We start from the raw sequence: 14,392 nt of genomic DNA, 5'->3' as shown, positions 1-14,392 counted from the left end.
GCTACGCTTCGCCACGGCTGCTTTCCTGCATCAACTGGCGTAAGTCAGTACGTAATTGCTGCTGTATTAATAACTCTTCCAGAGGCAAGTGCAAACGGTACTTCCAAAAGTGCTGCGGATTAGCGGGCACGTTGATCTGTTCTTCCTGCGGATTAGCGCGGCGCACCTGCGCATCTAGCGCCAGCAGATCCTGCAATGGGAAGATGGCCCACATGGCCGGCGAAGCTAGGTGTTGCGCCAAGATTTCGCGGATAATCCACGGCTCGCACTCGTAAGGTGCTTGCTTGCCAAGGTGCCCGAGTTGGTGCTCGAAGAAGCGCTGCGTCAGGGTGCGGTCTTCTTCCCACCAACCGCGCAACGTGCTCATATCGTGGCTACCTGGGCTGACGACGGACAAGTAAGGCGCAGTGGCCGGGTTGCCGAACTCGACGCTGGGGTCAGAAGACATCCGCTGAATGTTCAGGCCCAGCATACCTAGCTCCCGCATCACGCCCGGCACCGAGGCGGGCACCATACCTAGGTCCTCGCCGCAGATGAGCATGTTGGTGGCATAGCGCACGGGCGGCAGCTTCACGAGACCCTGCTGCCGCCAGAACTCCTCGTGGCGACGGTAGAAAAAGTCGTCGTAGAGGTCTTTGAGGCGGTGGCGCGTGTGCTCATCCAGCTCGCGGAACGACACGCTTAGGTGCAGCGTAATGCGCGGATGGTAAAAGTCCGGCTCCTCGGCGGGCACGAACAGCACTTCGTTCGGGAGCTTATAGAGGTTGGTGCGCAGCCAGCGGTAATGCTCGGCGTTGCTAGGGTCGTCCTTGATCTTCTGCTCAAATACTTCCTCGATCTGCCGCTGGGTGCGTACATGCTCCTTTAGGCGGAAAATACCGTGGTCGACAGCATCCAGAAACTCTTCATACACAGCCTGCGTCTGCTCCCGGAAGATATCGGTGAGCATGTGCCAACGGATGTAAGGCTCGCACAAGCGGCCGTAATCGAACCAGCCGATGCGCTGCTCTATCTCGTGGCGGTGCAAGGGCAGAGCCGGCGCAAAATGACCTAACAGTCCCTCTACAGAGTGCCCCAGAATTTCCCAAATCCGGAAGAAACCTAGGATGTGGTCGATGCGCAGCGCATCGAAGTAGCGCGACAGGTGCCCCATGCGCTGCTTCCACCACGCGTAGCAATCTTCGGCCATTTGCTCCCAATTGTAGGTTGGGAAACGCCAGTTTTGACCCGTGAGTGAGAAGTCGTCGGGTGGGGCGCCGGCTTGGCGGTCCATGTGGTACAGCTCGGGTTGGGTCCAGGCATCCACAGAGTGGCGATAGATACCGATGGGCAGGTCGCCTTTCACCACCACGCCCTTGCTGCGAGCATATTCGACGGCATCGCGCAGCTGCTTATCGAGGTGAAACTGCGTGAAGAAGTGCAGGCCAAATTCGTCGAAGTCCGGCTGGTCTTCGCCCGTAAGCTCGGCGGCTATGTTTGGCGTGCGGTACTCCTCGGGCCACTTGTGGAAGTCGGCCGTGCCAAACCGGTCGCGCAACGCGGAGAAGGCGGCATACGGAACCAGCCAGGATTTCTGCTCTTCGCGAAACGCATGAAACGCCGGATCAGCCAGAAACCTAGCTTTTTCCTGTTGGTATAACAGCTTGATGAACTTCCACTTGGCGTTCATCACCGGCTCGTAGTCCACGAAGTCGCGGCCGTTTAGCTCGGTGCGCAGCTGGGCTAGCTCCTGCTGGTGGGCGGAGTTGGCCAGCTCGGCTACTGCCTCCAGATTCAGGTATTGCGGGTGCAGGGCAAACACCGAAATAGCCGCGTACGGATACGAATCGACCCAGGTGTGGGTAGCGGTGGTGTCGTTGATGGGCAGCACCTGCACCATCTTTAAGCCGGTGCTCACGGCCCAATCGACGAGCAGCTTCAGGTCGGGGAACTCGCCTACCCCTAGTCCCCGCTGGCTCCGCAACGAAAACACTGGCATTGCCACGCCCGCTCCGCGCCAGTTGCCGGTGGTATAGCGGAAACGCTCATCGGCCAGCACCCGCAAGGTTTTTTCATCATTCAGCGGCGTGATAAGGCGGTCGTCGCCACCCTCCAGCTCCACGATCTGGCGCGTTTCGGGGTTCCAGATGCCGTACTTGTAGCGGGTAGTTTGGTCGGGTTGAGCTAGGTTTACTTCGGCCGTCCAGGTCGGGTAGTGTGCATCGCTGAGCACCAGCGCCTGGCTGGCATCCCAGGCACCCAGGGCCGAGTCGGAGCCGAGCACGCACACTTGGTAGTTGGTGTCGACACGTGGCGCCAACAGTTGAAAGCGCACTGTTGGGCCGCTGCCTACAGCCTCGCTGCCAGATCTAGCCCTACCAGCACGGCGCATCAGCGCCTGGGTGAAAGCGGCGGTAGTCACCTCATTTTCAGGCTGAGCGGGCGGACGCCAGTAGTCTTCCAGCTCAATAGTTTCGTATTGCTGGCCATCGTAGTCGATGGTGCGGTTTGGTCCCCATTCCCACTGCGGCGTATCGTGCTCCATCAGGATGTACTTGTAGGTGACCGTGCCGGCAGCCGCATCCGGCAGCGTGATTTCGTGGTGCCAGCGGCCATTTGCCTCGTCGTATTGAAGCGCCAAGGCCTGGTCGAGTTGCCACTGACCTAGGGTTGGTTCGGAGCCGCATACCAGCAGGCGCTGGCCCCAGGCGGTGCGGTAAGGAAGAGAAAAGCGTAGAATCATGGACAAACAAATCGGAACGAGCGGAAAGATAGCAGACGCTGGTTGCGGTACGTGAAAACCGGCGAAAAGGCGTAGTTGAAGTCTGTTTTTGGCTAGCACAGCTTTGCTGGCATTGGGCTACGGATAGCGCGGACGTTGTAGTCTGCGCTACAGGTACGGCTCCAAAACCACCTTATCTCGAAGAAATCAAGTCGATGCAATGGTACAATAACAGCTTGTTGGCATTACTCCCGACTCAACAATAAGCTGAAGCATAAGTATCTAGCTCAGAAGCATAACTTCTGATGCCCGTTTTTCGTTGGCTCCACTGAACCTTAGCCTATCTGCGCCATTAGTACTGCATCTACATACGTTCGTCGCGGCCTTTACATCGTGTTGGGGCTGGTTGCTTTTGTGCTCCTACTCATCGTGGGTGTAGTAGTGGCACTACAGTTTCCGGCCACCCAGGATTTTGCCGCTCGCCAAGCCGAGAATTACCTGCACAAGAAGCTCGGCACGGAGGTTCGCATCGGTAAATTCCGGACGGATTTCCGCCATGCCATTTCCCTAGACAACGTCTATCTGGAAGACCAGCAGCAGGATACGCTCCTGGCGGTCGGTCACCTAGGTGTTGATATTGACCTGTGGGCCTTGACCAAGTCGCAGATCAACGTTAGCTCCGTGGAGCTGAACGACGGCACCGTGCACATCAAGCGCACCGAGCCCGACAGCATCTCCAACTACGACTTCATTGTCAACGCCTTCTCCACCGGCGACACCACCACGACCACGCCCGCCGACACCACCAGCAGCGGCTTCAAGTACAACATCGGCGATGCGCGCCTGACCAACATCTTCCTGACTTACGACGACCAGGTGGAAGGCATGAATGTGCGCGGCCGCGTGGGCGAGCTAGCCGTGAACATGGACGAGGTAGATGTGGATAAGTCTATCTATAAGATAGATAACGCCAAGCTGAGCCGCACGGGCATCAATATCACACAGAGCAAAACCGCCCCGCCCGACACGGCTGCCAGCGAGCCGCTCACGCTCACCTTTGGCCTGAATAAAGCCAACCTCGACACGGTGAGTCTGACATATCGCAACAGCCCGTCGGCGCAATACATTAATACCCAGATCGGGGCGGCGGAAATCACAGCGGATAATATCGACCTGATTAATTCGCGGGTTGACCTGAACACGCTAACGCTGCGCAACAGCAGCTTTGCCTACGCCCAGAATGAAAACGTACCGACTGAAAAGCGCCTGGTAAACCCTGCCCAAGCGGTGCGCGACCTAGATGAGTCGGTGGAAAAAGCGACGGGCCAGGAAGCTAGCTGGGTCGTGACGCTGAAGAAGTCGGACGTGAGCAGCCTAGCTGTGGCTTTCGATAACTTCGACGAGCCGAAGCAGCGCACCCGCGTACCGGCTATGGACTACAATCACCTGAAGTTCACCGATCTTAAGCTCAACACCGATAATCTATTCTACTCCGAAAACCGCACTACTGGCCGCGTAAACGAGTTGGCTGGTAAAGAGCAAAGCGGCTTCGAGATTGAGCACACTGAAGCCGACGTAGTATTCGACTCGGTGGAAACCCGCTTGGATAACCTAGATCTTATCACGCCGCACACGCGCATTCGCCGCACGTTGGCCATGCGCTATAAGTCGCTGAGCGGCATTGCTGATGACATTCCGAACCTAGGTTTGGAAGGTGACTTGCGCGAGACGCGCCTCGGCTTTCGCGACATTCTGTACTTGGCACCCGACCTAGCCAGCACGCCGCCGTTCACCACCGGCCCCGACCAATCCATTCTGGTGAGCGGCCTGATCAACGGACGCGTGGGCGACTTCCGGGTGCGTAACCTCGATTTCGTGGGCTTCCGCAACACCACGCTCAAAGCCAGCGGCCGGATTCAGGGTTTGCCGGAAGTTGACCGCCGCCTGTACACCGACCTCAGCATCCGGCAGTTCACCACTTCCGACGCTGATATTCGCAGTCTGGTACCGAAAGGCACAATTCCGACCGGCTACTCGCTGCCGCCGCGCATTGCCGCTTCGGGCACGTTTAAAGGTCGGCCCACGGCCATGGTGTTTGATACCGATCTGAAAGTAAACACTACGTACGGCAACGCCACGGCCTTCGTGAACATGGGCTCGGGCCCGCAGGGTCAGGAGCCGATTACGGCCCGTTTCAACGTGCAAGGGTTTGACGTAGGCAAGGTGCTGCGCGACCCGACCATTGGCAAAGTAACGACCAGTGGCACCTTCAATGGCCGCGGCCTCGACCCGGCAACGATGCGCGGCAAGCTGGTAGCAACTGTTCAAAGCGCACGCTACCAGAACTATACTTACCGCGGCATTGCCGCTACGGTGAATATCGACCGCAACCGCTACGTGATAGCCGCCAAGAGCCGGCGCGACCCGAACCTAGCTTTTGACCTGAACGGCACCGTGAACCTGCGAAACGCCAACGTACCGGCGTACGCCTTCAACGTGAACCTGCAAGGCGCTAACCTAACAAAGCTAGGTTTCTATACCGGCGGCGACCTGCGCGTTCAAGGCAACCTCACGGCCGATTTAAGTGGCGCTAGCGCCAACACCATCAACGGCACGTTCTCGGGCCGCAACGTGGTAGTAGTGCGTGATAATGTGCCGATTGCCTTGGATTCATTGGGCGGCAGCCTGGTGCAACGGCCGGGGCGCACAGAGTTGGTTTTCAACTCAAATCTGCTGAAGGCCAACCTAGCTGGTAACACGGCGCTCGGCGACGTAGCTACAGCTTTGCAGGAGCATATTGATCGTTACTTCGATCTGCCCGGCGTGCGGTTCCGGCCTGGTGGCCCGGCGCGTAATTTTGACTTCAGCGTTGCCCTGCTGGATTCGCAGCTCGTATCGCGCTTGGTGCCGGGGCTCAAGCAGATTTCGCCCTTTAGCTTGGATGGCAGCTTCGACAGCCGCGCCGCTAACCTGACGGTGAACTCGCGCATTCCGGTCATCATCTATACCGGCTACCGCTTGGATTCGACGCGGCTCAACATTAAGTCCGATGCGCAGAAGCTGGATTACTCCCTGCGGCTGCGGCAAGCTTCGCAGGATACCAGCTTACGCTTACCCAATCCTAGCCTCACGGGCAGCATTGCCGACAACAAAGTAGGCACGCACCTGCGCATCGCGGAAGCCGATAGCGCTACCATGCTCGACGTAGCGGGCGTGTTGCAAGTACTGAACAATGCCAACACGTACGCCTTTAGCTTCGACCCCAAGCTGGTGCTGAACAACCAAGCTTGGACGGTTGGGCCTGATAATCAGATTGCGTACACGTTATCGAGTGGTGCTATTCGGGCCAACAATGTGCGCCTGAGCCAAGGTAACCAGTTCATTGAGCTGCAAACGCTCCCCGGCGCGGAGTATCCGTTACAGGCTCGCCTCGGCAACCTCGATCTGAACATGCTGGCTACGGCCGCGGGTCAGCAAGATTCGCTGTATGGCGGTATTCTGAACGGGCAAGCGGTGGTACGCGCCATTGGGCAGCCGCGCATGGCCTTCACCGCCGACCTAGCTTTGAAAGGTTTTGCTTACAACAAAACGCCCATCGGCGATTTGACCCTGAACGCCACCAACCCGAGCGCCGACCGCTACCTCGTGGATGCCCGTCTGACCGGCGGCCCCGGTAACAGCGACGTGCGCGCCACCGGCTCTTACCTGGCCAACGGCAACCTGGATATGAACGTGAACCTGGCTCGCTTCAACGTGAACATTATCGAGCCGTTCTCCGCGGGCCAGCTGACGCAGATGAGCGGTTACCTGAGCGGGCAGCTTGCCGTGACGGGTACGGCTAGTGCTCCTATCATCCGTGGTCAGGTGAACACCAACGACGCGGGCTTTACGCTTACGCAGCTTGGCTCGCCGTTCACGTTGCCTAATGAAAGCATCACGCTGGATGATCGGGGCATTGCGTTCAACGACTTTACCATCCTAGATTCGCTGCGCAACAAGGCCGTGATTGACGGCTACATTCTCACCAAAAACTACGTCGACATCGACAACTACCGCTTCCAGCTGCGTGCCGTCACTAACGACTTCATTGCGGTGCAAAGCTCAGCCCGCGAGAATCCGCTGTACTACGGCAAGCTGGTGGTCGACTCGGATACGCGTATCACGGGCACGCTCAACCTGCCGGTGGTGCGCACCACGGCCACGATAGTAGAGCCCTCGAACCTGACGGTAGTGGTGCCCAACGACGAAGCGGGCCGGGTGGAAAGTGATGGTATTGTGGAGTTTGTGGATATGAGCGCGCCGCTCGATACCATGCTGGCCCGCAAAACAAACCTAGCTACCGCACAAACGGCTAGTGGCTACAACGTCTCGGCCACCATCACCGTCACGGATGCCACGCCGTTTACTATTCTCGTAGACCCCGTTTCGGGCGACAACCTGAAGGTGCAGGCGAACGGCACCCTGAATACGACCATCGACCAGACCGGCGCCATCACGCTCAGCGGCCGCCTGACCGTCGATCAGGGTCACTACCACATGTCGCTTTACAACCTGACCGAGCGCGACTTCGACATTGCCAAGGGCAGCACCATTACGTGGTCGGGCGACCCCTACAACGGCCAGGCCAACGTGTCGGCTATCTACAACGTGCGCACGTCGCCGGCCGAACTGATTGCCAGCCAGGGCCAGACGCTGGACGACCCGACGGTGCGCAACACGCTGCCTTTCCAGGTGTATCTGAACGTGCAGGGCGAGCTGCTGAAACCGGCTATCAGCTTCGATATCAAGCTGCCGGAAGAAGCCCGCTCCAACGCCCGCGACCAGATCGAAGCTAGGTTGGCGCAGCTCCGCGAACCTAGCCAGGCCGATGCCCTGAACAAGCAGGTATTCTCGCTGCTGGTGCTGAACCGCTTCCTGGCCGATAACCCCTTCCAGTCGAGCAGCGGCAGCCTCGTGAACGAGCAGCTGCGCGGTAGCGCCAGCCAGGTGCTCACGCAGCAGCTGAACAACCTGACGGGCAGCTACCTCTCCAACCTAGGGGTAGAGCTAGGGGTCAACTCGCAGGCTGATTTCTCGTCCGGCGCCGAGAAGACGCGCACCGACCTGAACGTGGCCGTGCGCCGGCAGCTGTTCAACGACCGGGTTTCCGTACGCCTAGGCACCGATGTACCGCTGGCGGGCGGCGGCAACCAAACCTCGCAGGGCCAGCAGAGCATCAGCAGCTTCGCCGGCGACGTGAGCGTGGAATACGACATTCTGGCCAATGGCCGCCTGCGCCTGCGCGCCTACCGCAACAACGCCTACGGCGACATCGATGGCCAGTACGTGCGCAACGGCGCTTCCCTCATCTTCCAGCGCGATTACCAGAACCTGGCTGACCTCTTCAAGGGCGTCGACAAGAACCTGAAAAACGAGCGCAAGGAAGGCCGCCAGCGCGAGAAGCAGGAGAAGAAAGCCACCCAGGATTCCGTCAAGAACGTAGCTACTCCGACTCGCCGCGACTCCATGCGCACGGCAAGCCATGCTACTACTTCAGGCCGCTAAGCGAGAGCTAGGTTGGCCGTAATTTCTTTAACAAATGATTGACAAGCATACCTTTATGCACATGCTTCGCTTGCGGAGCGTAGCGGCCGGCGCTGGCTCTCCCCTGGCGCGGCCTGGCCGTTGGGCGGCCTTGCTGCTCACTGGCTTTCTGGCCGGCTGCTCGGGCTTGAAGTACATTCCCGAAGGTGCCAAGCTCTACACCGGCAGCACCGTAAAGGTGAAATCCGAAAGCCCGATCAAGGACGAATCGGCCATCGTCAGCGACCTGGAAGGTGTGCTCACGCCCAAGCCCAACACCTCGTTTTTCGGCATTCGGCCCAAGATCTATTTCTGGCACCTAGGTCAGGGCAAGACCAAAGGCCTGGGCCACTGGCTGGCCGACAAGTACGGCGAAGAGCCCGTGCTCCTGAGCAAGGTCGACACCAACAAGGTGAAAGGTCTGATGGTCAACCGCCTGAATAACCGCGGCTACTTCAAGCCCACCGTCAGCAGCAAAGTGCAGATCGATGGGCAGGCGGCTTCCGTGGATTACACGGCTACCGTGCACAAGCCTTACGTTATCAAGGAGCTGCACTTTCCAGAGCCGACTACATTGCTCAACCGCGCCATTGTGGCCACGCAGCCGAACTCGCTGCTGAAAGTAGGCAACTCTTATAACCTGCAAACCTTCATCGACGAGCGGGTACGCATCGACGCGGCGCTCAAAAACCAGGGCTTCTATTTCTTCTCCGCCGATTACATTCTATTCAAGGTTGACAGCACGCTGGACAACCAGGCCAACGTGTACCTGACGGTAAAAGAGACCATCACGCCGCGCGCCGCCAAGCCGTACATCCTGAACCAGGTGACGCTGAACACGCGCTACTCGCTCCAGGATACGGCCACCAATGCCCGGCCCATCATGTACCGCGGCTTCCGCTACGTGCCCGACGAGTCGGTTTTCCGGGCCAAGGCCATTACCAACGCCGTGTTCATCTACCCCGATAGCGTCTACCGGCGGCGGCGCTCCGACCAGACGCTGAGCCGCCTGATGAGCCTAGGTACGTTTAAGTTCGTGGACATCCGCTACCGGCCGGCACGGGGCGGCGCAGCCAACGACTCGGCTGGCTACGGGCGCCTGAACGCGACGGTGCGCATGACGCAGGTGCCGAAAAAGTCGTTGCGGGCGGAATTGCAGATGAACACGTCCAGCATTCTGGCCGGACCTAGCTTTGTGTTGCAGTACCGTAACCGCTCGGCACTGCGCGGGGCGGAGCAGCTGCTGATTAATGCCAATGCAGCTTTGGAAACGGGTCGAGGAACGTTGAAAGGCGTCACTTCGACGCAGTACGGGATTGATGCGCAGCTGCTGGTGCCGCGCCTGATTACGCCACCCTTCGACATTCGCCTGATCAACTCCGACTTCCAGCCCCGCACCTTTTTCAATGCCGGGTTCAAGTACGTGCTGCGCACCGACTACTTTCAGCAGACCGTTTACAACCTAGGGTACGGCTACAGTTGGAAAACCAAAATTACGAACGAGCAGCAGTTTCAACCCATTGACTTACAATATGCTCGCGTAGCGACGGAAGATACCTTCGCACGACTCCTGGAAGAGCGTCCTTTCCTGGCCAATAGCTTCCGCCAGCAGTTCATCCTGGGCACCAGCTACCGCTACACCTACAACCAGCAGGTGCTGGAGCAGCGCCGCAACCAGATTTACTTCAGCGGCGGCCTGGAAGTATCCGGCAACCTAGCTTATCTGCTGCAAAGCCTGGCTGGCGCGCCTAAAGTAGAAAACCCCGACGGCAGAAGTGCTTATGCGTTATTTGGGCAGCAATATTCGCAGTACACCAAAGTCGACCTGGAGTTCCGTAACTACTACCGCGTCTCTTCCGACCCTACCAGCGGCAATAAGATTGCCACGCGCCTGCTCATCGGAGCCGGCCTTCCTTATCAGAACTCCAACGTGATGCCTTATCTGCGGCAGTACGGCGTTGGCGGCCCTAATAGCGTGCGCGCCTTCGATGCTCGCGGTGTCGGTCCTGGCACCTACCGCGCCCGTGACAGTGACAGAAACAACAACAACAGCTACTACGACCAGGTAGGCGACATCCGCATTGAAGGTAACGTGGAATACCGCCAGGATCTGTTTCCCTACGTGAAAGGCGCGCTGTTCGTGGATGCCGGCAACGTGTGGCTGCGCAACCCCGACCCCAGCCGTGTAACTTACACTGCTGGCGAAAATAATCAGGGCGTGCCAGATGGTAAGAATGGTCAATTTCAGTTTAATAGCTTCCTCAAGGAGCTAGCTGTGGGCGCCGGTGCGGGTATCCGCATCGACGTGCAGTTCTTCGTTATTCGCCTGGATGCGGCGTACCCGCTGCGCTACCCGTACCAGAACGTGGACTTTACTGTGCCGAACCCTAATAATCCCCTTCAGAATTACGAATACACAAAGAATAAGTCGGGTTGGGAAGCCACCAAGCTGAACATTGCCATTGGTTATCCTTTCTAATATGTGGGTTGTTCTTATGCTCAAAAAGCAAAAAGCCGGGTCACGCATGTGACCCGGCTTTTTGCTTTTTATTAGACCTAGCTTTTAGGTACTTCTGCTGCACATTCTGCAAAAGCCAACAGCTAGCAGCCAATAGCTAACAGCTAACCAAACCCTACTGCTGCGCCACTGCTTTCTGCTTGGCTATCACGTTGAAGCTCATCGTAAAGTCGTTGTCAATAACCTTGTCACCTAGGTTCTCGAAGAAAGACTGCGAGCGAAACTTGATATCGTACTTGGTGCGGTCGATGGTGGCGGTGCCGCTGGCGGCGGCCAGGCCGTTTTTCACGCCCACTTTCGCCGGGAAGCTGATGCTGTTGGTGATGCCCTTGATGGTCAGGTCGCCCGTCACGGTCATGTTGTTGTCACCGGCGTCGGCTTCCTTGAGCGGCGTCAGGCTCGTGATTTTGAACGTAGCCGTCGGGTTTTTCTGCACGCTGAAAAAGTCGTCGGACTTGAGGTGGCCGACCAGCTTGGCGTTGCCGCCCGCGTCGGCAATGTCCTCGTCCTTAATCGTGGTCATGTCGACGACGAAGGTGCCGCCGGCTACCTGGTTGCCTTTCACCAGCATCTCCCCTTCCTTGAACTGCACCGTGCCGTTGTGCTGGCCGGTTACTTTTTTCCCCACCCAACCTAGGGTGCTGAGCTGCGGATCGAGCTTGTAGACGGCATTAGCAGCTGTGGTCGAAGCAGCCGCCGTTTTCTTGGCAGCCATACGTTGAGCGGAAGCTGGTGCGGCGAACATTGCTCCGGCCAGCAACAAGGGCAGCAGGATTTTCATAAGTCAAATAGGAAAATTGGGTGAACAGATGGGAAGTATTGATTATCAACTGCTTCAAGGTACAGTTATTTTCGAAACAATGTACAAACAAATAATTATATGTTACTATTTAACACAAAGATTTTTGAACGCCCGTGCGACACGCGCATAAAGAACCACAAGCTATTATAACCTAGGTATTTGCACCAACAAAGGCACAACAAAGCCCTTCCGCCATCAAGCAGAAGGGCTTTGTTGTCAATGCTTCGTTAGGAAACCTAGGCCGGCACCGCGATGCGCTCGGCCTTGGTAGCGCCTTCCGGCAGAATCTCAGCCACCGGCTCCACCGTGACTACCACCCACTTAGAAGTCGGTTGGTTGCTGACGTCGGCCACGCTGGCGACGGGCACCAGCACGTTCATCTCCGGGTAGTAGGCGCCGCAGTTGCCTTTCGGCGTGTCGTACGGAATAGCCACGAAGCGCTCGGCCATCCGCTTCTGACCTTCGAAGTGGCTGGTGATGTTCACCAGCTGCCGCTCCTTGATGCCGCGCTCCTTCATGTCGCGCGGATTCATGAAGATGACGCGCCGCTCGCCGTACACGCCGCGGTAACGGTCGTTGTAGTCGTACACGGTGGTGTTGAACTGGTCGTGGCTGCGCAGGCTGAACAGCACCAGCTGGCCGGGTTCCAGCGTGTGCTTCTTCATCTCCGTCACGGTGAAGTTCGCTTTGCCGTTGTCGGTCGTGAACTTCCGTTCGCGGGGGCCGTTGGGCAGGTAGAAGCCGCCGGGGTGCCGCACCTTCTCGTTGAACTTCTCGAAGCCGGGAATCGTCCGCTCGATATGGTCGCGAATGACGTCGTAGTTCTCCGTCATGGCTACCCAGTTAGTTTTGGTCCGCTCACCTAGGGTGGTCAGGGCAATGCCGCACACAATGGCCACTTCGCTCAGCATGTCGCCTTCCAAGGGCTTCAGAATGCCTTTCGACATGCTCACCACGCCCATCGAGTTTTCGCAAGTCATAAACTGCTGGCCCGTGCGTTGGATATCCACTTCGGAGCGCACCAGGCATGGCAGCAGCAAAGACGTTTCGCCGGTCACGAGGTGGCCGCGGTTGAGTTTCGGGGCCACAAACACCGTCAGGCGCTGCTTGCGCATGGCTTCGGCAATGAACTCCGTATCGGGCATCGCCGACAGGAAGTTGCCGCCCATGCTCATAAACACCTTGATGCGCCCGTCGTGCATAGCCTTGGCCGATTCTACAGAATCCAGGCCGTGCTCGCGCGGGGGTGAGAAGTCGAACTCGTTTTCCAGCGCATCCAGGAACTCGGGGCTAGGTCTTTCCCAAATGCCCATCGTCCGGTCGCCCTGCACGTTGGAGTGGCCGCGTACCGGGCACAGGCCGCCGCCGGGAATACCGACTGCGCCCTTGATCAGGTGCAGGTTCACGATTTCGCCGATGCTGTACACGGCGTTTTTCTGCTGCGTGAGGCCCATGGCCCAGCAGGTGATGATCTTCTTTTTTGGGGCAATGATGTTGGCGGCTTCCAGTAGCTGCTGGCGCGGCACGCCACTCATTTCCTCGATATCTTCCCAGCTGGTATTCTGAATTTCAGCCAGAAACTCATCGTAGTGCGCCGTGTACTGCTTGATGAAGTCATAGTCGATAACCTGACCAGGGTTAAGGGCTTCCGCTTCCAGCAGATACTTCGTGATGCCGCGCAGCACGGCCATGTCGCCGTTCACCCGCACCTGTATCCACAGGTCCGTAATCTGGGTGCCGTCGCCCACGAGCGTGCCAATGGCGCGCAGCGGGTTCATGAAGTCCTGCGGGTTCTTGAAGTGATTCAGGCCGGCTTCCATTAGCGGGTTCACGGCAATAATCTTGGCCCCGTTGCGCTTGGCTTTCTGCAAGGCCGTGAGCATGCGCGGGTGGTTGGTGCCGGGGTTCTGCCCCATGATGATAATGACCTCGGCCTCGTAGAAGTCGTTGAGCGTCACCGAACCCTTACCTAGGCCGGTAGTATTCGTCAAGGCCGCGCCACTCGATTCGTGGCACATATTGGAGCAGTCGGGCAGGTTGTTGGTGCCAAATTCCCGCACGAAAAGCTGATAGGCGTAGGCCGGCTCGTTAGGCACTTTCCCCGACGTATAGAACGCCGCCTCGTCCGGCGATTTCAGCGCGTTCAGCTCATCCGCCACGATCTGGAACGCTTCGGGCCAGGAAATGGGCGTGTAGTTCGTGGTGCCGGGGCGCAGCACCATCGGGTGCGTGATGCGGCCGGCGTTGTTCAGGTCGCGGTCGGTGAAGCGCGACAAATCGGCTACGCTGTGCTGGGCAAAGAAGTCGGGGCCGATGGTGCGGTGGTCGGTGTCGGAAGCGGTAGCTTTCGCGCCGTTTTCGCAGAACTCCGCTACCGAGCGGTGGTCGTCGGGGTCGGGCCAGGCGCAGGAGCTACAGTCGAAACCGTCTTTCTGGTTGAGCTTGGTAAGCGCGTGCGTGCCACGCACCAAACCCGCTTCGCCCCATGAAAACTGCATGGATTTCAGCACGGCTTCTACCCCAGCCGCCGTCTTGAAGGGCTTACCTAGCTTCAGGCCGGTAAAATCTTCCGGCGGCTGGGCCAGTACCGGAAATTTGTGCTTGGCACCTAGGGTATCAGGAGCTTCCATAATGCGTTTGTCGGCATCGGCTTTGCCACCGTTGTCATAATGGTCGTTGGTGGGCGCCGCACCTTGATCAGGTCGCTGCCCGCTCACGGGCACGTTGTTGGTGACGGTCTGCTCATTGGTTTTGCCACTTTTATCGGGCTCTTGAGCGGGAGACTTTTCCATTTTTAGGAGCTGGGGTG

General features: G+C 58.2%; 5 protein-coding genes. 2 read left to right on the top strand and 3 right to left on the bottom strand.

Annotated features, from left to right (window positions below; translation table 11 throughout):
• Window position 1: 1 nt before the first annotated feature.
• The gene (locus IEX74_RS06595) at window positions 2–2,722 is read right to left on the bottom strand and encodes a 4-alpha-glucanotransferase (RefSeq protein WP_188812325.1); all 2,721 of its coding nucleotides are present in this window, start codon (window positions 2,720–2,722) and stop codon (window positions 2–4) included.
• Window positions 2,723–3,115: 393 nt separating this feature from the next.
• Between IEX74_RS06595 and IEX74_RS06590 the strand changes: the two genes are divergently transcribed.
• Window positions 3,116–8,245: a translocation/assembly module TamB domain-containing protein gene (locus IEX74_RS06590; protein WP_188812322.1), complete on the top strand. Its 5,130-nt coding sequence runs from the start codon at window positions 3,116–3,118 to the stop codon at window positions 8,243–8,245.
• A 34-nt stretch (window positions 8,246–8,279) separates the two neighbouring features.
• Entirely contained in the window at window positions 8,280–10,742 is a 2,463-nt protein-coding gene (gene tamL, locus IEX74_RS06585) for a translocation and assembly module lipoprotein TamL (RefSeq protein ID WP_188812313.1), read from the top strand.
• A gap of 154 nt (window positions 10,743–10,896) precedes the next feature.
• Here tamL and IEX74_RS06580 read toward each other — a convergent pair whose 3' ends face one another.
• Window positions 10,897–11,562 carry a YceI family protein gene (locus IEX74_RS06580; protein ID WP_188812311.1) on the bottom strand — a complete coding sequence of 222 codons (666 nt, stop codon included), beginning with the start codon at window positions 11,560–11,562 and terminating at the stop codon, window positions 10,897–10,899.
• Between the two features lie 257 nt (window positions 11,563–11,819).
• Complete coding sequence (locus IEX74_RS06575) at window positions 11,820–14,375, bottom strand: FdhF/YdeP family oxidoreductase (protein WP_188812309.1); 2,556 nt, start codon at window positions 14,373–14,375, stop codon at window positions 11,820–11,822.
• Window positions 14,376–14,392 lie beyond the last annotated feature (17 nt).

It is taken from the genome of Hymenobacter cavernae, from assembly GCF_014641455.1.
Classification (GTDB): domain Bacteria; phylum Bacteroidota; class Bacteroidia; order Cytophagales; family Hymenobacteraceae; genus Hymenobacter; species Hymenobacter cavernae.
The sequence above is the reverse complement of the archived record's forward strand: the minus strand, read 5'-3'. Positions and strand labels throughout refer to the sequence as shown.

Excerpts from the sequence above, each read along its gene's own strand:
- tamL (WP_188812313.1), top strand. The coding sequence starts at position 8,280 with ATGATTGACAAGCATACCTTTATGCACATGCTTCGCTTGCGGAGCGTA.
- IEX74_RS06575 (WP_188812309.1), bottom strand. The coding sequence starts at position 14,375 with ATGGAAAAGTCTCCCGCTCAAGAGCCCGATAAAAGTGGCAAAACCAAT.
- IEX74_RS06580 (WP_188812311.1), bottom strand. The coding sequence starts at position 11,562 with ATGAAAATCCTGCTGCCCTTGTTGCTGGCCGGAGCAATGTTCGCCGCA.
- IEX74_RS06595 (WP_188812325.1), bottom strand. The coding sequence starts at position 2,722 with ATGATTCTACGCTTTTCTCTTCCTTACCGCACCGCCTGGGGCCAGCGC.